At 66.9% G+C, this 22835-nt stretch carries 20 protein-coding genes and 1 pseudogene; 15 read left to right on the top strand and 6 right to left on the bottom strand.

Going from position 1 to position 22835, the window contains the following annotated elements; genetic code table 11:
- Positions 1-12: 12 nt before the first annotated feature.
- Positions 13-438, bottom strand: coding sequence for a hypothetical protein (locus J2T47_RS25065; RefSeq protein WP_253452862.1), 426 nt, complete (start codon positions 436-438; stop codon positions 13-15).
- 313 nt (positions 439-751) lie between these two features.
- Here J2T47_RS25065 and J2T47_RS25060 point away from each other — a divergent pair, with 313 nt between their 5' ends.
- The gene (locus J2T47_RS25060) at positions 752-1678 is read left to right on the top strand and encodes a cation diffusion facilitator family transporter (RefSeq protein WP_253452861.1); all 927 of its coding nucleotides are present in this window, start codon (positions 752-754) and stop codon (positions 1676-1678) included.
- Between the two features lie 39 nt (positions 1679-1717).
- Here the strand turns inward: J2T47_RS25060 and J2T47_RS25055 are convergent, their stop codons facing one another.
- Positions 1718-2758, bottom strand: coding sequence for an AraC family transcriptional regulator ligand-binding domain-containing protein (locus tag J2T47_RS25055; RefSeq protein ID WP_253452860.1), 1041 nt, complete (start codon positions 2756-2758; stop codon positions 1718-1720).
- 43 nt (positions 2759-2801) lie between these two features.
- Positions 2802-3740 (bottom strand): LysR family transcriptional regulator, encoded by a 939-nt coding sequence (locus J2T47_RS25050; RefSeq protein ID WP_253452858.1) that lies wholly within the window; start codon positions 3738-3740, stop codon positions 2802-2804.
- 96 nt (positions 3741-3836) lie between these two features.
- On the opposite strand from J2T47_RS25050, the gene J2T47_RS25045 reads away from it, so the two are divergent.
- The 5 genes and pseudogenes from J2T47_RS25045 to J2T47_RS25020 all read left to right on the top strand — a co-directional run bounded on the left by J2T47_RS25045 (position 3837) and on the right by J2T47_RS25020 (position 10992).
- A complete protein-coding gene (locus J2T47_RS25045; protein ID WP_253452856.1) occupies positions 3837-4676 on the top strand; it encodes an AraC family transcriptional regulator ligand-binding domain-containing protein in 840 nt (279 codons plus the stop codon).
- Positions 4677-4786: 110 nt separating this feature from the next.
- Positions 4787-6616, top strand: a complete 1830-nt coding sequence (locus J2T47_RS25040) for a DUF1302 domain-containing protein (RefSeq protein ID WP_253452855.1) — start codon at positions 4787-4789, stop codon at positions 6614-6616.
- Between the two features lie 11 nt (positions 6617-6627).
- Positions 6628-8014, top strand: a pseudogene (locus tag J2T47_RS29520) (DUF1329 domain-containing protein).
- 224 nt (positions 8015-8238) lie between these two features.
- Positions 8239-9582 (top strand): DUF1254 domain-containing protein, encoded by a 1344-nt coding sequence (locus J2T47_RS25025; protein WP_253452852.1) that lies wholly within the window; start codon positions 8239-8241, stop codon positions 9580-9582.
- 3 nt (positions 9583-9585) lie between these two features.
- Positions 9586-10992: a DUF1254 domain-containing protein gene (locus tag J2T47_RS25020; RefSeq protein ID WP_253452851.1), complete on the top strand. Its 1407-nt coding sequence runs from the start codon at positions 9586-9588 to the stop codon at positions 10990-10992.
- Positions 10993-10998: 6 nt separating this feature from the next.
- Here the strand turns inward: J2T47_RS25020 and J2T47_RS25015 are convergent, their stop codons facing one another.
- From J2T47_RS25015 to J2T47_RS25005, 3 genes are all read right to left on the bottom strand, one after another.
- Positions 10999-11541, bottom strand: a complete 543-nt coding sequence (locus tag J2T47_RS25015; protein WP_253452850.1) for a GNAT family N-acetyltransferase — start codon at positions 11539-11541, stop codon at positions 10999-11001.
- Positions 11542-11634: 93 nt separating this feature from the next.
- Complete coding sequence (locus tag J2T47_RS25010; RefSeq protein WP_253452849.1) at positions 11635-12921, bottom strand: glycosyltransferase; 1287 nt, start codon at positions 12919-12921, stop codon at positions 11635-11637.
- A gap of 86 nt (positions 12922-13007) precedes the next feature.
- Positions 13008-13940, bottom strand: coding sequence for a GntR family transcriptional regulator (locus J2T47_RS25005; RefSeq protein WP_253452848.1), 933 nt, complete (start codon positions 13938-13940; stop codon positions 13008-13010).
- 198 nt (positions 13941-14138) lie between these two features.
- Between J2T47_RS25005 and J2T47_RS25000 the strand changes: the two genes are divergently transcribed.
- From J2T47_RS25000 to J2T47_RS24960, 9 genes are all read left to right on the top strand, one after another.
- Complete coding sequence (locus J2T47_RS25000) at positions 14139-15188, top strand: polyamine ABC transporter substrate-binding protein (protein WP_253452846.1); 1050 nt, start codon at positions 14139-14141, stop codon at positions 15186-15188.
- A gap of 172 nt (positions 15189-15360) precedes the next feature.
- Positions 15361-16233, top strand: a complete 873-nt coding sequence (locus tag J2T47_RS24995) for an ABC transporter permease (RefSeq protein WP_081518266.1) — start codon at positions 15361-15363, stop codon at positions 16231-16233.
- On the top strand, positions 16226-17032 hold the full coding sequence (locus tag J2T47_RS24990) for an ABC transporter permease (protein ID WP_138216992.1): 807 nt from the start codon (positions 16226-16228) through the stop codon (positions 17030-17032). The genes J2T47_RS24995 and J2T47_RS24990 overlap by 8 nt, the downstream gene beginning before the upstream one ends.
- Positions 17025-18104, top strand: a complete 1080-nt coding sequence (locus J2T47_RS24985) for an ABC transporter ATP-binding protein (RefSeq protein WP_253452844.1) — start codon at positions 17025-17027, stop codon at positions 18102-18104. The genes J2T47_RS24990 and J2T47_RS24985 overlap by 8 nt, the downstream gene beginning before the upstream one ends.
- Positions 18105-18136: 32 nt before the next feature.
- On the top strand, positions 18137-19441 hold the full coding sequence (locus J2T47_RS24980) for a glycosyltransferase (protein ID WP_253452842.1): 1305 nt from the start codon (positions 18137-18139) through the stop codon (positions 19439-19441).
- A complete protein-coding gene (locus J2T47_RS24975; protein ID WP_253452840.1) occupies positions 19434-19814 on the top strand; it encodes a cupin domain-containing protein in 381 nt (126 codons plus the stop codon). The genes J2T47_RS24980 and J2T47_RS24975 overlap by 8 nt, the downstream gene beginning before the upstream one ends.
- A 117-nt stretch (positions 19815-19931) precedes the next feature.
- On the top strand, positions 19932-20276 hold the full coding sequence (locus J2T47_RS24970; protein WP_253452838.1) for a cupin domain-containing protein: 345 nt from the start codon (positions 19932-19934) through the stop codon (positions 20274-20276).
- Positions 20277-20280: 4 nt separating this feature from the next.
- Entirely contained in the window at positions 20281-21333 is a 1053-nt protein-coding gene (locus J2T47_RS24965) for an aminoglycoside phosphotransferase family protein (RefSeq protein WP_253452836.1), read from the top strand.
- Complete coding sequence (locus tag J2T47_RS24960; protein WP_253452834.1) at positions 21330-22832, top strand: aldehyde dehydrogenase family protein; 1503 nt, start codon at positions 21330-21332, stop codon at positions 22830-22832. Before J2T47_RS24965 ends, J2T47_RS24960 begins: the two co-directional genes overlap by 4 nt.
- Positions 22833-22835 lie beyond the last annotated feature (3 nt).

The raw sequence follows: 22835 nt of genomic DNA, 5'->3' as shown, positions 1-22835 counted from the left end.
CCGCGCTGCTGGCTACTGGTCAGAGAGGTGGCGGAGGGCGGCGCTCCGCCGCCGCAAGTGGAAGACGGCCAGCGCATAGGCGCCTACGGCGGGTACCCCAAAGGTCAGCACGGTGCGCCAGACATGGTTCAGCGCCGGCAGGAATCCAACCCTCTCGCTCGCCATGGTGTAGGGGACCAGGCCGAGACTGCCACAAGTGACGAATCCGGCGGCGATGCTGACCATGTACAGCAGAAGGACCAGCAACTGCCCGCCCAGGCCCTTTGCCGCGTGGTTCGCCAGGAGCAGGGCATAGGCGAGGGATATCAGGATCAGGCCCAGTAGCGATGCCATCAACGGCAGGTGCCTGGGATGCTCCCCGAGGAGCAGGTTGGTCGCGCCGAGCAGCGCACCGATGACCGCCACTGCAAGCATGACCACGAGATTCACGGTACGCATGACACTTCCTTGTTCGGCAGTTGCTGGAGCAACCCTCGCTGGCGCTTGCCGATGCATCAGGACAGCGGCCAGTGGCGCGCAGCATATGCAGTCATGGGCCGCCCGGGCATTGGCCGGGCCGCCGGGGGCTCCGCCGGCCAGGGCCCAGTCCCTCCGCCGGCGTCCTTGCGAAAGCGCATGGCGACTTTGCCCGGGCGCCAATAGCCTTGGTGCCGGCGCTGGCATATAGTCGCGCCCCCCAGCGAAGCCGCCAGTGCCCTCAGGGCCTGTTTCCGGCAACGCAACCACTCAAGGCGCGAGGAGCACGCCAGCCATGAAAACAGAACAGGGCATCCTGCGGCTTTCCATCATCGTCACCGTCCTGCTGGCCGGTTTCGGGATCATCGTCGGCCTGCTTTCGGGATCCTTTTCCATCGTCTTCGACGGTGTCTATTCGCTGGCCGATGCCAGCATGAGCGGCCTGGCGCTGATGGTGGCGACCCTGATCCGCCGCCACACCACCGAAGGCGACGCCAGCCGGCGCCTGGCCGAACGCTTCAACATGGGTTTCTGGCACCTGGAACCCATGGTGCTGGCGCTCAACGGCACGCTGCTGTCGGGCGTCACGCTGTATGCGCTGATCAACGCCATCGGCCGGCTGCTGACGGGCGGCCATGCGCTGGAGTTCGGCTTCGCCATCCTCTACGCGGCGGTTGCCACGCTGGTGTGTTTCGCCCTGGCGGCGGTGCAGTTCCGCGCCAACAAACGCATCGGCTCGGACTTCGTCGCCCTCGACGCGAAGTCCTGGGTGATGTCCGGCAGCATTTCCCTGGCCTTGCTGATCGCCTTCCTGGTCGGTGATGTGGCCACCGTGAGCGGCTACGCGCACATCGGCCCGTATGTCGACCCGGCGGTGCTGGCACTGATCTGCCTGGTGATCCTGCCGATTCCCTTCCTGACCATCCGCCAGGCCTTCAAGGACATCCTCCTGGTTACCCCACCAGAGCTGAAGGAGCACGTCGACGAGGTCGCCGCGACCGTCGTCGCGCAGCATGGCTTCCTGGGGTTTCAGGCCTACGTCGCCAAGGTCGGGCGCGCGCAGCAGATCGAGCTGTATTTCATCGTCCCGCCGGACTGGCCGGCGCAGACGCTCGCCGAGTGGGACAGGCTGCGCGACGAGATCGGCGAGGCCATCGGCGGCGAAGGTCCCAACCGCTGGCTGACCATCGCCTTCACCACTGATCCGCTCTGGACCCGCTAGGCGTATTCCCCCCGGCAATCATGGCAGGGAGCGCCATGCTCATCCCTTGCGCAACCGCGCTTCGCGCCACGCTCCCGGGCTGCTGTCGTACCAGCGGCTGAATGCCCGGGAGAAGCTCTGCAGGTCACCGTAACCGAGCAGGTCGGTGATCTGCGCGAGCGACAGCGCCGCATCGTCCAGCAGATCGAGCGCCTTGTAGCGGCGCTGCTCGTCGAGCAGCTCGCTGTAGCGCCAACCCTGGCTGAGCAGGCGCCTTGCGGCGGTGCGCTCGGTGAGATGGCGGGTCCTGCAGAACGACTGGAAGTTCGCGCCTTCAGCCAGGGCGCTGGCGATATGGTCGGCAGCTTCGTCCAGCAGCGTCCTCTGAGTCTGCCCTCGCGCCTGCTCGACGATGCCAACGAGGGTGGCTTCCAGCTCGGGGTTGGCCGGGGAGAGCGGATGGCGGAACAGTGCGGGCTGCAGGTGCAACACCATCTCCGGCGTATCGCTGCGCCAGTGCAAAGGCGCGCGCAGCGTCTGCTCGTAGAGTTCGGTGTCCGCTGGCGCGTGGCCGGGCAACTGGATGCCGAGCAACGGGTCCTGGGCCAGGCCGCTGGCCAGCAGCTTGCGCCGCAGCAGGCTGCAGATGCCGACCAGGGTGTACTCGCGGCTCTGCCGGCCTGACAGCAGCGCGCCGCACTCGGAGAGCACCAGGGCGATGCTGTCACCTTCCACGCGCAATTCCACACGCAGCGATCCGTTGAAGTAGGGGAAGTACCGGGCGAAGTAGGTGCAGGCCGCCTCCAGGGTCGGCGCCACATCGAACAGGTAGGTCAGGCCATTGGTCAGGGTCGACACGAAGCGCTTGCCCGCCAGCAGGCCGATGGCGGCATCGCCGCTGGCACGCTCGGCCAGGTCCCAGAAACGCCGGGAGAGGAACAGCGGCACGCGCACCAGCGGCGTGCGCAGCTCCAGCAGCGTCCGGCGCATGCAGGCCTCCAGCTCGACGGCGGCAACACCGCGGGCGAGCAACTCTTCCATGGCCGGCAGCAGCGTCGGCGCGTAGAAGGCGTTGGACGGATGGGCGGAATCCGGGCTCATGGGGTGCTGACTCGACGAACCGATGGGGACGGGCGGGACGACCTTACGCATTGCGCCTGGCACCGACAAGCCCACGCGGCAGGCGCTCGTCCGCCGCGAAGATCGCCTCGACCATCGCCTGTGCAGCCGGTGACAGACTGAAGCCGGCGCGGCTGACGATGCCGTACTGCAGACGCAGTTCGGGACGGTCCTGGGGGATGTCGGTCATCTGCAGCAGAGCCACTTCGCCGCGCTGCACCGGGTCGTGCAGCGCTTCCACCGCCGCCAGGCCGACCGCGTCGGAGCGCGCGACGATGTGCAGGATCGCCGCGAACTGCGCGCACTCGATGTTCATGTGGAAGTCGCGTTCGCCGATCACCTCGGCCAGCACCTTGCGCAGCGGCGGCGGAATACGCGTGCCGACGCGCGGGAAGTCGAGCAGGTCGGCCAGCCTGAGTTGCTCCGTACGGGCCAGCGGATGGCCGGGACGGCAGAAGAAGCGGCCAGGGCGGAACTCCATCCAGCGCACCTGGTACTCGGGATCGTCGGCGAACCCGCGGGCGTCGCCGACGAAGAATTCCACCTGTTCCTCCCTGAGCAACTGCGCCATCTGCTCCCAGTCGCCCATCAGGAAGCCGACATCGATCGCCGGGTGGGCGCGGATGAAATCGGCCATCGCCTCGGGCACCAGCAGCTGCGCCGGGTAGGGGCCGCAGCCGAAACGCAGCTCGCCGGCGTCGAGGCCGTTGTACTGCTGCAATTCGTTGCGCAGCGAACGGGTGCCGGCCAGCAGGCGCCGCGCGTGCTGCAGCACCAGCTCGCCCTGGCCGGTCAGGCGGAAGTCGCGGCTCTGGCGGTCCACCAGCAAGCAGTCGAGGTCGCGCTCCAGGGACTGGATGCTGCGGCTCAACGCCGACTGGCTGAGGCCGATGGCATCGGCGGCGCGCTGGTAGTTCTGGAAGTCGGCGAGGGCAGCCAGGTGGCGGAGCTGTCTGAGTTCCATCATGCGTCCTGCGCATAGAAGCGTTGAGTCGAATGAATTTGATGGATAGCAGACTCAGCTGGTCTAGTAAACCGCCTGCCGAACCGGACCCGCCCCATGTCGCCTTTGCTGTTCGCCTCCAGCGCCTTCGCCAGCACCATCCTCCTGCATGCCGCCCGCCTGGGATTGTGCGCGGCAGAGTTGCGCCTGCGCGCTGGAATCGCCGAGGCGCAGCTGGCGGATCATCGCGCGCGCATCCCGGCAGACCAGGTGGAGCGCCTGTGGAGCGAGTGCGAGCGTGCCAGTGGCAACCCGCAGTTCGGTTGCGAACTGCTCAACAGCATGTCCACCCACTGCCTGCAGGGGCTGAACATCCTGCTGGACTCCGCCCCGGACCTGGGCACCAGTCTGGCCGCCTTCTGCCAGTACCTGCCGTCGGTGACCAACTGCGTGCAGGCGCGCCTGGAAGAGGAGGGCGAGGTCACCCGCCTGACCCTGGAGCTGGTGCATGACGACCTGCACCACTTCGGCCTGGACGCCGCGGTGCTGACCCTGATCCGCAACATTGCCCGGCGCGTCGGACTGCCAGCGGCGCAGGCGTGCCGGGAGGCAGGCATCGCTGTGCAACAGCGCTGCGCCGCGACGCTCGACGAATGGGGCGTGCCCTGCCGGGTGGCGCCTGCTCCGTTCCTGCTGCTGCCCACGGCGTTGCTGACCACGCCGCTGGCGGGCGCCAACGAGTTCCTCTACCAGAGCCTGCGACGCCAATGGGGCGATGCGCGCAAGGACGGGGAAGGCGACGGCCTGAGCCTGGCGCGCATCTGGCTGCGTTCCTCCGACCAGCCCATCGAGCGGATCGCCGAACGCATCGGCTACCGGCAGAGCGGCAATTTCATCCGTGCCTTCCGCAAGCGCTTCGGCGTCACGCCCAAGCAGTTCCGTCTCGGACATTTCTGATTTTCCGTATCCGGTCAGGGAGATGATCGGATTTTGTCGGTCTGGGCTTGGGAACACTTCTCCGCCCCCGGTCATGTTGGTTCCGCTGCACAACCTATCCGGAGCCAATAATGACAAGAATCCATCCGGTCGCCGTCCTCCCTGTCTCTCCCGGGCGGCGCCCGCTTCTTCCAGCCCATCCACTGCTGCTCGCCCTCGCGGTTGCCAGCCCCCTTTCGGCGTACGGCACCACCTTCGAGCTGAACGATGACTGGGACCTCTCGACCAAGACCACCCTGAGTCTGGGAGCCAGCTGGTCGGCGCAGGACCCCGACCGCCACCTGATGACCCACGCCAACGCGCTGCAGGCCCAGCACATCGGCAACGCCGATGGCACCAGCGTCAGCGCCGACGACAACCGGCTGAACTTCAAGAAGGGCGACCCGATCTCGCAGATGTTCAAGGGCCTCACCGACTTCAGCCTGGACGGCCAGGGGCAGGGCGCCTTCATCCGCTTCAAGTACTGGTACGACCACGCCTACGAGACCGGCGACGGCCGCTTCAAGGACTTCGACGACAGCGGCTGGCCCACCCTGGCGCGCTTCCACGGCTTCGACACCCTCGACGCCTATGTGTGGAAGGACTTCGATGTCGCCGAGCACCCGCTGAACCTCAAGTTCGGCAAGCAGGTACTGTCCTGGGGCGAGGCGGTGCTGATCCAGAACGGCATCAACGTGATCAACCCGCTGGACTACAGCGCCTTCAACAAACCCGGCGTGGACATCAAGGAAGGCCAGCTGCCGGTGGAGATGCTCTCGTTCAACCTCGGCCTGACCGACAAGGTGAACCTGGAAGGCTTCTACCAGTACAACTGGCGGCCCAGCGTGCTCGACGGCTGCGGCACCTTCTTCGCCACCAGCGATGCCATCCAGCCCGGCTGCGGCCCGCTGTACCTGAGCCAGACGCTGACCGACACGCAGATGCAGGCCAGCGGCCTGTACGCCTCCCACGGCGACGACCAGGACCCGTCCGACCAGGGCCAGTGGGGCGTTGCCCTGCGCACCCTGATCAGCTCGCTGAACGACGCCGAGGCGGCCTTCTACTACGTGAACTACCACGCGCGCCTGCCGTACCTGGAACTCACCGCGCGGGACGTCAGCAAGCCTGGCAGCTTCCCGATCGGTCGCGTGCAGGGCCCGGTGTACGCCGCCGCCTTCCCGGAGAACATCCACCTCTACGGCCTGAGCATCAACGGCGCGCTGCCCGGCTGGGGCACCTCGCTGGCGGCGGAACTGAGCTACCGGCCGAACATGCCGGTGGCGCTCAACGGCCCGGACATGAACGTGGCGATGATCTCCGGCCCCGGCGGCAGTTCGGCGATCAGCGACGTGCCGGCCAACGCCTCCACCACCGGCCAGACCCTGGAAGGCTGGGAACGCAAGCCGGTGTGGCAGATGACCGCCTCGGCCACCCAGATCATCGACCATGTGCTCGGCGCCACCCGCCTGACCCTGCTCGGCGAGGCCGGCGTGGTGCACGTGGGCGATGTCGGCGACGAGCGCCTGGGGCGCAACTCCGCCTTCGGGCGCAGCGCGCCGCTCAACGGCAGCCAGTGCAACACCGCGGCCAGTGGCGTGACCAACCGCTACTGCACCGATGGCGGCTTCACCACGCCCTGGTCCTGGGGCTACCGCCTGCGCGCCGGCCTGGAGTACAGCGACGTGCTGCCGGGGGTGAACATGCTGCCCAGCCTGAATTTCCGCCACGACGTCGAGGGCTACTCCTACGATCCGGGCGGCCCGTTCCAGGAAGGGCAGATGGCCGCCGGCCTGTCGCTGGCCTTCAGCTACCTGAACGATTACAGCCTGGAGTTCGGCTACAACAGCTTCTTCGGCTCCAACAAGTACAGCACGCTCGACGACCGCGACTTCTACAGCGTCAGCGCCAAGGTCGACTTTTGAGGAACCGCCCCATGCACCTTAGAAAAATCTCCGCCCTGGCACTGGCCATGGGCCTGGCGTTCTGCGCCCATGCTTCCACTCCCGGCGACCTGGGCAACAGCCTGACCCCGGTCGGCGCCGAAAAGGCCGGCAATGCCGACGGCAGCATTCCCGCCTGGGACGGCGGCCTGAAACCCGACGCCGGTCAGGTCGACGCCAAGGGCGGCTACGCCAACCCTTACGCCGCCGAGAAGCCCCTGTTCACCATCACCCCGGCCAACGCCGGGCAGTACAGCCAGTGGCTCAGCCCCGGCGAGCAGGCAATGCTCAAGCGCTATCCGGCGACCTACAAGATCGAGGTCTACCCCAGCCACCGCAGCGCGCGGCTGCCCGCCGAGATCAACACAGCGACCCGCGACAACGCCAGCAATGCCAAGCTCGCCGACGGCGGCAACGGGGTGCTGAATTACCAGCGAGGCGTGCCTTTCCCGCTGCCCAAAGAAGGCGTCGAGGCGATCTGGAACCACATCACCCGCTACCGTGGCGGCAGCATCGAGCGCACCTTCAGCTCCGCCAACGTGAAGGAGAACGGCGTCTACAGCCTGGTTCGCTCGCAGACCGACATGAACTATGCCGAGACCGTCGACGACCTGCCGCAAGGCGCCAACCTGCTTTACCTGTTCAAGACCCGCGTGCTGGAGCCGGCGCGGCTGTCCGGAGAGGCGGTGCTGACTCACGAGCCGATGGACCAGGTCGCCGAGCCGCGAGCGGCCTGGCAGTACATCCCCGGCCAGCGCCGGGTGCGCCGCGCCCCGAGCGGCCTGGCAGTACATCCCCGGCCAGCGCCGGGTGCGCCGCGCCCCGCTGATCGCCTATGACAACAGTGCGCGCTACAGCGACGGCATGGTCACCGCCGACAGTCTCGACGGCTTCAACGGCGCGCCGGACCGCTACGACTGGAAGCTGGTGGGCAAGCAGGAACTGTTCGTGCCCTACAACAGCTTCCGACTCTATGACCGCTCGGTGAAGTATGCCGACATCCTCAAGACCGGCCACCTGAACCCGGACCTGGCGCGCTTCGAGAAACACCGCGTATGGGTCGTCGAGGCGACCCTCAAGCCGGGCGCGCGCCACGTCTACAGCAAGCGTCGCTACTACCTCGACGAGGACAGCTGGAACATCCTCCTCGGCGAGCTCTACGACAGCCGTGGCGAGCTGTGGCGCAACTATCAGTCCCACGCCATGCCGTACTACGACAAGCAGTTCACCTTCGAGGCACTGGCGGCGTCCTATGACCTGATCAGTGGGCGCTACTTCGTCAACGGCCTGATGAATGAAGAGAACAGCGGCCTGAAGACCGGCCAGCACGCGAAGATGAGCGACTACACTCCGTCCGACCTGCGCCGCTGGGCGAAGTAGCGCGGCGCTCCTTCCCCCGGCCGGGCGCGGCCGGGGTTCTTGCGCCATCCCGGCGGTGTGGGGATGGCGTTGTTGTTTCGGCGCGCAGCAGGCGACGCCCCGTCATGATCGCTTTTTGTCCGCTGGTGCTGACCGCTGCCCGCGCCGGATGCCGCACTCTGGCCTGACACCCGCCGTCGGCGCCGCATGGCCGGGCGGTCCAACAAGAAGAACGAGGAACCCCCATGCGCCACTGGCTGCCCGCACTCGCCATCCTGCCCCTGTTCGCCGGCCACGCCTGGGCTGCCGCGCCCACTGCGCAACAGGCCCGCGCCCTGGCCGAGCAGGCCTACCTGTTCAGCTTCGCCACCGCCGAACACGGCAAGACCCTGCAGGCCATCGCCGCCAAGCTGCCGGTCAACTACCTGTACAACCGCACCACGCTGCTCGGCCCGGAAGACCGCACCGTGGTCTCGCCGAACAACGACACGCTCTACTCCTATGCGCTGCTTGACCTGCGCGAGCACCCGGTAGTCCTCGACGTACCGGCGGTGCCGCAGCGCTACTACAGTTTCCAGCTGATCGACATGCGCACCGACAACCTCGAGTACATCGGTACCCGCGCCACCGGCCGCGAGGCCGGCAGCTTCCTGATCGCTGGCCCCGACTGGGACGGCAAGACCCCTGACGACTTCCACGGCAAGGTGATCCGCTCGTCCAGCCGCATCGTCTTCCTTCTCGGCCGCACTGCCGTCGCCGGCGAGACGGACATCACCGCCGCCAAGGCGGTACTGGATGGCTACAAGCTGCGCAGCACCCAGCCGACCCTGCTGCCGCACAAGATGGACGTACCGCCGTACCAGCCGACCAAGGCCGGCCCGGCGCAGAATGTCTTCGTCGACTTCAACGCACTGTCCTCCTGGCATGCCTGGAACGCGCAGGAACAGGAGCGACTGGCGCAGTTCGCGCAGATCGGCGTGGGCACCGGCAAGCCGTTCGATCCCGCGCAACTGCCGGCGGATATCGCCCAGGCCGTCGCTCAGGGTGCGGAGGACGGCCGCAACAAGGTGCTCGCCGCCACCGAAGACTTCTCCAGGCCGAGCAATGGCTGGCAGAAATTCCCGGCCAATGTCGGCCATTACGGCAGTGATGACCTGACCCGAGCGGCGGTGGCCTGGAAGTACCTCTACGCCAACGACGCGGTCGAGGCGATGTACCCGGTTACCCAGGTCGACGCCGATGGCCAGCCGCTGGACGGCAAGCGCAGCTACCGCCTGCATTTTGCCCCCGGCCAACTGCCGCCGGTGGACGCCTTCTGGTCGGTCACCCTGTACGACGGCAAGACCCAGATGCTCTCGGCCAATCCGCTCAACCGCTACACGCTCAACAGCGAAGGCGGGCTGAAGAAGGATGCCGATGGCGGCCTGACCCTGAGCATCCAGCACGATCAGCCGGCCAGCAGCGACAACTGGCTGCCCGCGCCGCAGGGGCCGTTCAACCTGATCCTGCGCATGTACCTGCCGCAGCAGAAAGCGCTCAAGGGCGATTACCAGCCGCCGGCCGTGCAGCCCGTCAACAGCCAGGAGTAGGCCATGAACCCGATTCTGACCCGTCGCCGTTTCCTCGGCGCCAGCGGTGCGCTCGGCTTCGGCCTGGGCTGCCTGCCGAACTGGCTGCTGGCTGCCCCCGCTGAGCTGGAAAGCGACCCGGCCGTGTTCCAGGACATCGTCCGCCAGGCGTGGATCTACGCCTACCCGATGCTGATGCACTATCAGACGATGCAGAAGCAGGCGCTGAACCCGGCATCGCCCGAGTATGTCGGTGGCTTCGGCGTGTTCCGCCATTACAGCGAACTCTTCACCCCGAAGAACCGCGACGTGGTGACCCCCAACAACGACACGCCGTACTCCTGGGCCTGGCTCGACCTGCGCGCCGAGCCCTGGGTGCTCAGCGTGCCGGCCGTGGCGGATGACCGCTACTACGTGCACCAGCTGGTGGACCAGTACACCTTCAACTTCGGTTATGTCGGCGTGCTCAGCACCGGCCGCGAGGCCGGCGATTACCTGGTTGCCGGGCCCGACTGGAAGGGCGAGACGCCGGCCGGTATCCGCCAGGTGCTGCGCAGCGAGACGCAGATCGCCATGGTCCTGGGTCGTACCGGTCTGCGCAGCGCCGATGACCTGCCGGCAGTGCGCGATCTGCAGCGCCAGTATCGGCTGCGTCCGCTGCATGACTTCGCCGGCAAACCCGCGCCCGCTGCCGCACCCGCCGTGCAGTGGCTGCCCTGGGAGTTGCCGCGGGACCTTGGTGCGGGGTTCATCCCGCACCTGAACCAGATACTCGCCTTCTGCCCGGTGGACCCGAGTGAGAGGGAGCTGCGTCAGCGTTTCGTCCGTGCCGGCATCGGAACGGGGCTGCCGTTCAACCCGGCCGCGCTCAGTCCTGCCCAGCGTCAGGCGCTGGCCGCCGGCATCCAGCAGGGTGTCGAGGAACTGAAAGCCAAGGGCGCCACGTTGCGCTCATCCGCCGGCCTGTTCGGCACCCGTGCCGCGATGCACAACGACTACCTGAGCCGCGCGGCGGCGGCGGCCAGCGGTATCTATGGCAACAGCGTGGAGGAGGCGATCTACCTGGGCAGTCGCAAGGACAGCACGCAGCAGCCGCTACAAGGCGGACAGCGCTACCGTCTGCGCTTTGCCCCCGGGCAGTTGCCGCCGGCCAGGGAGTTCTGGTCGCTGACGCTCTACGATCTTCCGGACCGCCAGCTGGTCGATAATCCGATCCAGCGCTATTGCCTGAGCAGCCGCGATCCGCTGGTGCGCGACGCCGATGGCGGGGTGACGCTGTACATCCAGGCCGATTCGCCCGGCCAGGATCATCAGGCGAACTGGCTGCCGTCGACCCGGCAGGGGCCGTTCAACCTGATCCTGCGCATCTACGGGCCGGAGCAGCCGGTAGTGGCCGGGCAGTGGACCCTGCCGGGCATCGAGCGGGTCTGACCTCGGCTAGCTGCCCGCGACGCTTGCCCAGCGTTCGCGCGGCAGCTCATAGCAGAGCCATGGCGCTGGCGTGCCGGAGAGGTCCAGTTCTGCCTGGTACGCCAGCGTCGCGCCCAGCTTTGCCGTGCCTTTCTGCGAGCGGATATTGCTCGGCGCGATGTGGAACCACACGCGCTCGAAATGCTGGAAGGCGTGGCCGAGCATCAGCGTCTTCAGCTCACGGTTGGTCGCGCCGCCCCAGTAGCGGTGGTTGATGAAGGTGAAGCCGATGCCGACGTCGGCCGGCTGGTCCGGCACCGGGTAGTAGCGCGAGCAGCCGATGGCCTCGCCGCTGTGTCGGTCGAGGATCAGCAGGCAGCCGCCGGCCTGCACCAGGAACTGGAAGTAGGGCTCGAAGACCTCACGGCGATAGCGCTCGGTGGCCGGGTGGCCGGCCCAGGTTTCGGGGGAGTTGGCGGCGGCGTACAGCGCGTCGAAGTCATCGGCGCGCAGCGGGCGCAGTTGCAGAGCGTCGCCGAGCAGGGTCGGCTGGTCATCGAAGGCGGTCATGCCGGGCTCCAGGGTGGCTGGAGCCCAGCTTACGGGTGAAATGGTCCGTCGCCGAGAGCCAATCGCCGGTACTTCGACAGAGCCAATCAGCCTTCAGTCGGCACAGATGCCGAGGATCGCCCGCGCCGCCGCCTCGGTGCCGCGCGACGCCTGCATCTGTTCGCGCACGGCGCTCAGGCGTTGCGCCATGGCCTTGTCGGCGAGCAGCTCGGCGAGGGCTGCGGGCAGCGCCGCCAGCGGATTGCCGAAGCGCGGCAGGTAGCGCGCCACGCCCACTTCCTCGGCGCGCCGGGCATTGTCGTGGCCGTCCCAGCAGTAGGGGATGATCACCGACGGCAGGCCGAAGTACAGCGCCTCGCAGAAGCTGTTGTTGCCTCCGTGATGGATGAATAGCTGGCATTCGCGCAGCACCGCCGGCTGCGGGTACCAGCTATCGAGGTAGACGTTGTCCGGCACCGTGTCGTAGTGCTCGCGGTAGGCGCCGACGTTGATCAGGAAGCGGTAGGGCAACTGCGCCACGGCTTCGATCAGCCGGCGCATCATCGCCACGTCGGCGGCGCCGAGGCTGCCGAAGCTCACGTAGATCAGCGGTGCGTCGTCATGCCGGGGGAATTGCGGCGGGATATACGGCGCCTCGCTGCGCACGCAGCCGTCGAGGTACAGGTAGCGCTCGGCCGGCAGCGGCTTCTTGCGCTCGTAGCGCACCGGTGTCGGCGACAGCAGCAGGTTGAGCCAGGGCGAATCCTCGAGGAACTGGCCGGCGGGCAGGGCGGGGTGGCCGCACTCGGCGAGGAAGCGGGCGAAGCGCTCGTGCGCCGGTTTCGTCGCCTGCAGGTAGTGCTCACGGTAGCTCGTACAGGCCTGCCCATCGCTGCTGCTGGCGCCGGACAGGTAGGGCGGTACGGCGGCATCGGGCAGTTCGGTTTCCGCGCAGGAGACCATGCGCACCCAGGGGCAGCCGGCGGCGGCGATGGCCGGGAAGCTGACCACGTTGTCCAGCACGATGGCGTCGGGCTTGAGCCGGGCGAGCAACTGCTGCAGCGGCTTCTCCGACTCGATGGCGGTGTCGATGATGGCTTCCCAGGCCGGCGCTACGTAGCTGTCGATCTGCGCCAGGGGCGGCTGGTCGAAGTAGGGCACGTTGCGCTCGATGAAGCGCTCCCAGTAGTGCTGGTGGTCGGCGGCGGAGAGCGGCGAGTCCAGTTGCAGCGGGTACTCGGCGAAACCGTACTCGGCGAAGATGCCCTGGAAGTGCGCATGGCAGATGAACACCGGGCGGGCGCCGAGCTCGCGCAGGGCCTGGGCGATGCCGATGCAGTTCAGCGCGGCGCCGAAGCTGGCCTCGGGGAAGAAGGCGATGGTTCTTGTTCTTTGCGTCATGGGCACATCCGGGCGTTGCTCACGGGCACTGCGTGAAACTGATACTGCATTTTTTCGTTAAAAAAAACACCGTGAGAGAAAAATAATCAGCGACGGCCCATGGCGAACGACTGCGGAATCCCGCGGTTGGCGGTCTGCGGACGCTGCGCGAAGGACAGTCGCAGGTGCAGGCGCATCAGGTCGGCGGCGACTTCCAGCTGGCCGCGCTCGATCTGCTCGATGATCCGCAGGTGCTCGCGCAGGGCCTCCTGCAGGCGGTGCACGCTGACCATCGGCAGCAGGTTGGGCAGGCGGCGCAGGCGCTGGTGCTGCAGCAGGGCGTCGCCAACGAAGCGGTTGCCGCAGCCCTGGGCGATCAGTTCGTGGAAGCCGATGTCCAGCTCGCGGAACTGCGCCACGTCGAAGCGTTCGATGGGCGCGCCGAGCAGGTCTTCCATGGCGCCACGCAGCAGGGCGAGGCGCGCCAGATCAGGGTCGAAACCGGGCGCCAGCAGTGCTTCGGGCTCGAGGATCAGCCGGTAGCGCAGGCTGTCTTCCAGCGCCGCGAGGTTGTTCAGCAGCGGGCGGAACGACCAGCTCTGCCCGGCGCCACGCTCCAGCACCTGGTCTTCGCTGAGTTGCGCGAGCACCTTCTGCGCGGCGGCGCGGCCGATGTCGTAACGGCGCATCAGCTCGCTGGCGCTGAGGCTGTTGCCGAGTCGCCCGGCCATGCGGTCGCGCAGCACCGAGGCGGCCAAAGCCTGCTCCTCGGCCTGGGGCAGGGCGGGGCCGAGCACCTGGGCGGAAGGATCGGCGGCGAGGCGATAGCCCTTGCCCGGCTCGTGGGCCACCAGTTGCTGCTCCAACAGCAGGTCCAGCCCGGCGCGGATCAGCGTGCGCGACACGCCGAAGGTGCGCGCCAGCTGCTGCTCGGACAGCCCGTCGCCATCGCTCAATCCTGTGTCCTGGGCGTGCTCGATGATCCGCCGGGCCAGTTCCAGGTGGTTGGTGCGCGGTCTTTTCTCGGTGTCCTTGCTCAAGCGGCTTCTCTCCAGCAGGCCCCGGCAGGCGGGTGGGCGCGGGGCGACCCCTTATGCCACAGCGTGGGTGGTCCAACAAGAATGCAAGAAATGGTTGACTTCGCCAGTGGTTCGGTTTTTATTTTGAAAAAAAGACATGTAGTACGCTTTTCGTTCCGCTGCCGTCGACACAACAACAACCATCGTCAGGTGCGCAAGATGAAGCTGAAGACCATGCTCTACGCAGGGGCAACCCTCGCGCTCACGCTGTCCGCCACCACGGCCAGTGCCAAGGATCTGGTGATCTCCATCTGGGACGGCTACATGGCCCCGGACAACCTGGAGAAGTTCCAGAAGGCCACTGGCCTCGAAGCCGACAAATCCCTCCACGCCACCAACGAAGAAATCATGGGCAAGCTCATGGCTGCCGGCGGCGAGGGCTATGACGTGGTGTTCGTGTCCTCGCCCTTTGCCGAGATCCTGCACAAGCAGGGCCTGCTCGCCGAGATCGACCCGGCCAAGGTGCCGAACCTGAAGAACCTCTACCCCGAAGCGCAGAAGCTCGAGTACGACGTCGGCAACCACTTCTCCGTGCCTTACACCTGGGGCACCACCGGCATCTGCTATCGCTCGGACAAGGTCAGCCCCGCACCGTCCAGCTGGAGCGACCTGCTCAAGCCTTCCGATGCCCTTAAGGGCAAGACCACCATGCTCGCCACCGACCGCTGGCTGCTGGGCGCAGGCTTCCTCGCCAACGGCTGGTCGGTGAACGACGGCAATCCGGACCAGATCAACGCGGTGCGCGACCAGCTGATCGCCACCAAGAAGCGCCTGCTGTCCTTCGACGACACCACCTTCTACTCCAAGCTGGCCTCCGGCGAGGCGCTGATGGCCCACGCCTGGGACGGCTGGTGCAACTACGGCACCCAGGCCAACGAGTCGATCAAGTTCGTCGTGCCCAAGGAAGGCTCCGACCTCTGGGTGGACACCATGGTCGTGCTGAAGAGCTCGAAGAACCCCGACGCCGCCTACCGCTTCATCAACTACATGCTGGAGCCGGCGAACCACGCGTGGGTCGCCGAGAACATCCTCTACAAGGTGCCCAACCAGGCGGCGATGGCGACGCTGAAGCCGGACCTGCTGGCCAAGTACCCCAACCTCACGACCACGCCGGCCGAACTGGTCAAGCAGCAGCAGTTGCGTGACGTGGGTGGGTCGACGCAGAAGGCCTATACCCGCGCCGTGACCGAAATCATGGCTGCACAGTAGGGCCGGCTGCGCGTCGGCGATGCTGCGTTGAGAACAAGCGCGGGCTTGCTTATTTACATCCGCACCCACGCTTGTTCTCGCCTTGCCTCGCTCTAGCTCGCTCGCCCCACAAGTTCACTGCATTCAATAACCCTGAAGCACCCCGCCTGGCGTGGGGTTGGGGGAACTACGCATGACCGCTTTGTCCGCCGACCGGAAACTCTCGGCCTGGCTGCTCGCGCCCGGCCTTGGCTGGCTGGCCCTGTTCCTGCTGCTGCCGTGCCTGCTGGTGCTGGTCTACAGCTTCCTCGAGCGCGGTGCCTATGGCGGCATCGACTACGTGTTCACCTGGGAAAACTACCGCCGCGCGGTGGACCCGCTGTACCTCGATATTCTCCTGCGCTCGGCGAAGATCGCCGGCCTCGCCACGCTGTTCGCGGTGCTCATCGGCTACCCGGCGGCCTACGCCATTACCCGCAGCACGCCGCGCCGGCAGGCGGTGTTCCTGTTCCTGGTGATGCTGCCGTTCTGGAGCAACTACCTGATCCGCACCTACGCCTGGATCGTGCTGCTCAACCGCGAAGGCCTGCTCAACCGGCTGTTCAATCTGCTCGGCTACAGCGGCGAGCCGATCAGCCTGCTGTACACCGACGCCACCGTGGTGCTCGGGCTGGTCTACAACTACATCCCCTTCGTCATCCTCGCCATCTACAGCTCGCTGTCGCGCATCGACAACGAACTCTGGGAAGCCTCGCGGGACCTCGGTGCCTCCGGCTGGACCACTTTCCGCCGGGTGATCCTGCCGCTGTCGGTGCCGGGTGTGGCCGCTGGCGCGGTGTTCGTCTTCGTGCTCTCCATCGGCAACTTCATCACCGCCGACCTGTTGGGCGGCAAGCAGGTGCAGATGGTCGGCAACCTGATCTACGCGCAGTTCCTCACCGCCCGCGACTGGCCGTTCGGCGCGGCGCTGAGCTTCTTCCTGATCGGCATCATGATGCTGCTGCTGTTCATCCAGGCCATGGTTTCGCGCCGGGCCCAGGGCGCGGAGGGCGAACGCCATGCGTAATTCATCCGGCATCGCGCTCGGCGCGCACTTGTGGCTGGTGTACGCCTTCCTCTATGTGCCGATCCTGGTGCTGATCCTGCTCTCGTTCAACGCCAGCGGCCTGCCCACCGCCTGGGGCGGCGCCTCGCTGAAGTGGTACGCCAAGCTGCTGGCCAATGCCTCGATCCAGCACGCAGCGCTGAACACCCTGATCGTTGCGCTGACCTCCACCTTCATCGCCTGCCTGCTCGGCACGCTGCTCGCCCTCGGCGTGGAGATGCGCGCCCGCAACAACCCCGGCAAGAAAGGCGCGAACCTCGCCGACACGCTGCTGATGGCGCCGATGATCATCCCTGACATCGTCCTCGCCATCGCGCTGCTGAGCTTCTTCAACCTGCTGAAAATGAGCCTGGGGTTGCACTCGATCATCCTCAGCCACGTGGTGTTCAACATCGCCTTCGTCTGCGCGGTGGTGCGCACGCGGCTCAAGCACTTCGACTACTCGATCCTCGAGGCCAGCATCGACCTGGGGGCCGGCTGGTTCACCACTGCGCGCCGCGTGCTGCTGCCGGCGATCTTCCCCGGCGTGATGGCTGGCGGGCTGCTGGCGTTCACCCTGTCGGTGGACGAATTCATCATCGCCTTCTTCAACTCCGGCTCCGGCAGCGCCTCCACCACGCTGCCGATGCAGATCTACTCGATGATCCGCTTCGGCGTGACCCCGGAAATCAACGCCCTCGCCACCCTGGTGATGCTGGTCAGCTTCACCGCGCTGTTCGCCTCCCAACGTCTGAACAAGGTGCCCAAAGCCCATGACTAAGTCACCCGACCTGCTCGTGCTGGAGCAGGTGAGCAAATCCTATGGCGAGGGCCTGACGGCGGTGGACCAGGTATCGCTGAGCATCCGCGAGAACGAGTTCTTCGCGCTGCTCGGCCCGTCGGGTTGCGGCAAGACCACCCTGATGCGCATGATCGCCGGCTTCGAGACGCCCAGCTCCGGCGCCATCTATCTGGGTGGCCAGGACATCTCGCCGCTGCCGCCGAACAAGCGTCCGCTGAACCTGATGTTCCAGTCCTATGCGCTGTTTCCCAACATGACCGTGCGCGGCAACATTGCCTACGGTCTGGAGATGGAGAAGCTGCCGGCCGCTGAAATCCGCCAGCGCGTCGATGCGGTGCTGGAAACCGCGCAGCTCGGCCCGCTGGCCAACCGCCGGCCGGACCAGCTCTCCGGCGGCCAGCGCCAGCGCGTCGCCCTGGCCCGTGCGCTGGTCAAGCGCCCGCGCGTACTGCTGCTGGACGAACCGCTCGGCGCGCTGGACAAGAAGCTGCGCGAGAAGATGCAGCTGGAGCTCAAGCGCCTGCAGCACGAGAGCGGCATCACTTTCATCATGGTTACCCACGACCAGGAAGAAGCCCTGGTCATGTCCGACCGCATGGCCGTGCTGCGCGACGGCAAGGTCTGCCAGTGCGGCAGCCCCAGCGAGCTGTACGAGAACCCGGGCAGCCGCTTCGTCGCCGACTTCATCGGCGTCAGCAACCTGATCGAAGGCCGCCGCGTGGGCACCAACCGCCTGCAGGCCGGCGACCAGGTGCTGAACATCGAGACCACCGCCGAGTCCAGCCCGGAGAGCGTGACCCTGGCGTTGCGCCCGGAACGTCTGCGCGTGCTCACCGATGCCACGCCGGCTACGGACAACCAGATCCATGGCGAAGTGGCCGAAGTGGCCTACCACGGCCTGGATACCAACCTGCACGTGAACACGGCGCTCTCCAGCAAGCCGCTGATCGTTCGCGTGCCGTCCTCGGACTACGACTTCTTGCGCCTCGCCGCCGGCATGCCGGTGCGCCTGGGCTGGGATGCGCGGCACGGCCGCGTGCTGACTCACTGATCGCCTGAGAACAAGACTGACTGGAGAGCACCATGAGTAGTGAACGCAAGGTCATCGCATTCTTCCCCGAGGCCGCCTACGGCCCGGCCCTGAACTCGGTAGGCATCGCCCAGGCCTGCGAAGCGCTGGGGCACAAGGCGGTGTTCCTCACCGATCCGGGGATGACCGGGGTGTACTCGGCCTACGGCTTCGAGGAGCACTACGTGAACATGTCCGAGCCGATGCCGGCCGAGGAGATGGCGCGCTACTGGACCGACTTCATCAACGGCCACATCCCCAACTTCCGCAAGGCGCCGATCGACCAGCTCGACAACTACGTGAAGGAGTGCTGGGAGGCCATCGTCTCCACCTCCAAGTGGGCACAGAAGGAGCTGCCGGCGATCCTCGACCGGATCAAGCCGGACCTGATCTGCGTGGACAACGTGATCCTCTTCCCGGCCATCAAGCACTACGGCAAGCCCTGGGTGCGGATCATCTCCTGCTCGGAAAACGAAGTGCACGACCCGGATATCCCGCCGTACCTGTCGGGCATGAGCGTCGACGACAAGGACGGCCACGCGCGCTTCCAGAAGCGCTTCGAGGAAGTGATCGCGCCGATCCACGCCGACTTCAACGACTTCCTCGCCGAGTGCGGCGAGCGGCCGTATCCGCTGGGCACCTTCTTCGAAGAGTCGCCCTACATGAACCTGCTGCTCTACCCGGACCCGGTTAAATTCGAACGTCGCCACCCGCTGCCGGCGCGGCAGTTCCACTACCTGCAGGGCTGCGTGCGCAGCGACAAGCCCTACGAGATTCCGCAGTTCAAGGCGCACAACGACAAGCCGCTGCTGTACGTCAGTTTCGGCAGCCTGGGCTCGGGCGACGTCGAGCTGCTCAAGCGCCTGGTCACCACCATCGGCAAGCTGCCGTACCGCGCGCTGTTCAACGTCGGCGAGCACGTGGAGAAGTACACCGACCTGCCGGACAACGTCATCGTCTCCAACTGGTACCCGCAGCCCTCGGTGATCGCCCAGGTCGACGGGGTGATCCACCACGGCGGCAACAACAGCTTCACCGAGTGCCTGTTCTTCGGTAAGCCGGCCATCGTCATGCCCTACGTCTGGGACGGCCACGACAACGCCATGCGCGCCCAGGAAAGCGGCCACGGCCTGCGCATGGACCGCTACGACTGGAGCGAGGAAGACCTGGCACGCAACATCGCCCAGCTGCTGGGCGACGGCCTGATGCAGCAACGCCTGGCGCGCACCAGCGACTACATGCGCTCGCGCAAGGGCCCGGAAGATGCCGCGCGCATCCTCGACCAGCTCGCCCAGGGCAAGGCGGTGAAGCATGCCTGAGTTCAAGGCCGCTTCCTTCAATGGAGAGAGCACCGCGCCGCACATCCGCGGCGCCCGCGACTACGACGACCTGGTGGACTGGGGCGTGCAGTCCGACGCGCTGGAGGGCGTCTCGCACTCCAGCGGCCGCCTGCTGTTCAAGGGCCCGAGCAACAGCCCGGAAACCGGACTGTGGGTTTGCACCCCCGGCCGCTGGCGGCTGTCGATCCCGCGCGACGAGCTCTGCCATTTCGTTGCCGGCCGCGCGACCTATCGCTCGGACGAGGGCGAGGTGATCGAGGTCGAACCCGACACCCTGGTGCTGTTCCCGGCCGGCTGGACCGGCGAATGCACCGTGCACAGCACCCTGCGCAATCTCTACATGCTGGCCTGAACCCGTAGGGCGGATAACCCGGAACGGGTTATCCGCCCTTAACCTCGCGCCGAGACACCGGCGGATAACCGCGAGCGGTCATCCGCCCTACATGATTCGACTCATCAGGAGTGAACGATGAAGACCCCCGTTATCTACCGCCCGCTGCAAGTCACCGAACTCAAGGACTGGGGCGTGATCCCGACCATGCTGGAGGGCGAGTCCCATGTCAGCGGTGTGGTCCTGCACAAGGGGCCCGAAGGCCAGTCCGAATGCGGCATCTGGCACTGCACGCCGGGCAAGTGGTTCTGCCACGTGACCAGCGACGAGTTCTGCCACTTCCTCGAAGGCCGCTGCACCTACGTGCACGAGTCCGGCGAGGTGATCGAGATCGAGCCGGACACCGCGGCCTTCTTCCCCAGGGACTGGAAGGGCGTGTGCACCGTGCACGAGACCATCAAGAAGGTCTACATGATCCGGTGATGCCATGAACCTGCCCTGCGAAACCACCCGTGCCGCCGCCCGCGAGACCTTCCTCGCCGGCAGCGGCCTGGCCGGCGCGGCGATCACCGCGCTGCCGGCGGACGCCTCGATGCGGCGCTACTTCCGCCTCGACGGCAAGGGACTGCTGCTGATGGATTCGCCACCCGGCGCCGAGCCGCTGGCGCCTTACCTGCGGGTGGCGCAGCTGCTGCGCGATTGCGGGCTGTCGGCGCCCAATGTGCTGGGCGCCGACCGCGAGCTGGGCCTGGCGCTGGTGGAGGACTTCGGTCAGGCCACCTACACCCGCCTGCTCGCCGACGGCCATGACGAGGTGGCGCTGTATCGCCTCGCCGTGGACGCGCTGGTGCGCCTGCACCGCGCCGGGCCGCAGGCTGCCGAAGGCGTGCCGGCCTACGACGGGCAGAAGCTTGCAGACGAAGCGGCGCTGTTCATCGACTGGTACGCACCCTTGCTGGTGGGCGAGCAGGCCGCCGCGCAGCTGCGCGAACGCTACCTGGCGGAATTCGCCGCGCTGCTGCGTGACGTTTCCCTGCGCCGCGAAGTGCTGGTGCTGCGTGACTACCACGTCGACAACCTGATGCTGCTGGAGGGCAGGGCGGGCGTGGCCGCTTGCGGGCTGCTGGACTTCCAGGACGCGCTGTTCGGCGCGCCGGCGTACGACCTCATGTCCCTGCTCGAAGACGCGCGCCGCGACATTCCCGAAACCCTGCGCGTAACCCTGCTTACCCATTACCTCAGCCAGCGCCCGGAGGTGGACGGCCGGCGTTTCATGGCCGATTTCCAGGTGCTCGCCGCACAACGCCACGCCAAGGTGCTGGGCATCTTCGTGCGCCTGGCCAGACGCGACGGCAAGCACGGCTATCTCAGGCATCTGCCGCGCGTGCTGCGGCTGTTCCAGCGCGCGCTCGACAGCGAACAGCTGCGCCCGCTGGCCGCGCTGCTCGACACCCATCTGCCGAACTGGCGCCAACCGCTGGAGAGCGACGTGATCGCCCAGCGCCTGGCCTCATCCGAATCCCTGCGGAGCATTCCATGACCGACTTTCACGTTGATCTGCCCCTGCGTTTCATCGGCCCGGATTACCAGGGCGTGGCGACCCAGCGCCGGCGCGACATCATCAACCCCGCCGACCTGACCCAGGTCGGGCGCATCGCCCTGTGCGACGCGGAGGACGTCGACGCCGCCATCGAGGCGGCCAACGCGGCCCAGCGCGAGTGGAAGCGGGTGGACGCGAAGTCCCGCGCGGCGATCCTCCACCAGCTGGCCAACGCCATCGAAAGCGACCAGGCCACCCAGCGCGAAGTGGCGCGGCTGATGACCCTGGAAATGGGCAAGCCGTTCCCCGAAGCCATGGGCGAGCTGGCCAACTGCGCGCCGATCTTCCGCTACTACGCCGAGATGGCCCGCGACGAGGCCGGCAAGGTCGCCGGCACCACGCAGCTCGGCTCGTTCCAGCATGTGCGCTACGAGCCCTACGGCGTCAGCGTGCACATCATGCCGTTCAACTTCCCCATCCTGCTGATGTGCTGGACCCTGGCTGCCTCGCTGGCGGCAGGCAACGCCTGCATCGTCAAGCCGGCGGAAAGCACCACGCTGTGCACGCTGAAGTTCATGCAGCACTTCAAGGTGCTGCCGGCGGGTATGGTCAGCTGCGTGCCGGGCGATGCCAGCACCGCGCAGCGCCTGGTGCAGTCCGAGCGCACGCACGCCGTGGCCTTCACCGGCAGCGTCGCCGCCGGCAAGGCAGTGGCGGTGGCCTGCGCCGAGCGGATGAAACCGGCGGTGATCGAAGCCGGCGGCAGCGACCCGATGATCATCTCCCGCCATGCGCCGCTGGAAGTCGCGGCGGCCGGCGCGGTGACCGCAGCCTTCCACCTCAGTGGACAGATCTGCACCTCGGCGGAGCGCTTCTACGTGGTCGATGAGGTGCACGACGAGTTCGTCGCGCGCTTCGCCGAGCGCACCCGCGCGCTGCGCATTGGCCATGGGCTGGAGCGTTCCGAGATCGGCCCGATGGTCAGCGAGGCGGCCCGCGCCAAGGTGATCCGCCTGGTCGACGACGCCATCGCCAAGGGTGCCACGCTGGTCTGCGGCGGGCGCATTCCCGAGGAGTTCCCGGTGGGCTGGTACTACGAGCCGACCATCCTCACCGACGTTACCCCGGCCATGGCGATCTTCCACGAAGAGTGCTTCGGCCCGGTGGCGGCGATCTGCAAGGTGAAGGACTTCGACGAGGCGGTACGGCTGGCCAACGATTCGCCCTTCGGCCTGGGTGCCTCGCTGTTCTCCACCGACCTGGCCGAAGCCATGGAAGCGGCGGACCGCCTGGAAGCGGGAATGGTCTGGGTGAACAACCCGTTGATCGACAACGATGCGTTGCCGTTCGGTGGCTGGAAGATGTCCGGCATGGGCCGCGAACTGGGTCGTCAGGGACTGGATGCGTTCCGCCGCTCGAAGATGGTGATCATCGACCACCAGCCGCAGATCCACTCCTGGTGGTACCCCTACGGCGACGAGGTGTTCTACCAGGGCTGATCT

The sequence above is a fragment of the Pseudomonas nitroreducens genome, from assembly GCF_024170165.1.
GTDB lineage: Bacteria > Pseudomonadota > Gammaproteobacteria > Pseudomonadales > Pseudomonadaceae > Pseudomonas > Pseudomonas nitroreducens_C.
This window is presented reverse-complemented; position numbering and strand designations above follow the sequence as displayed.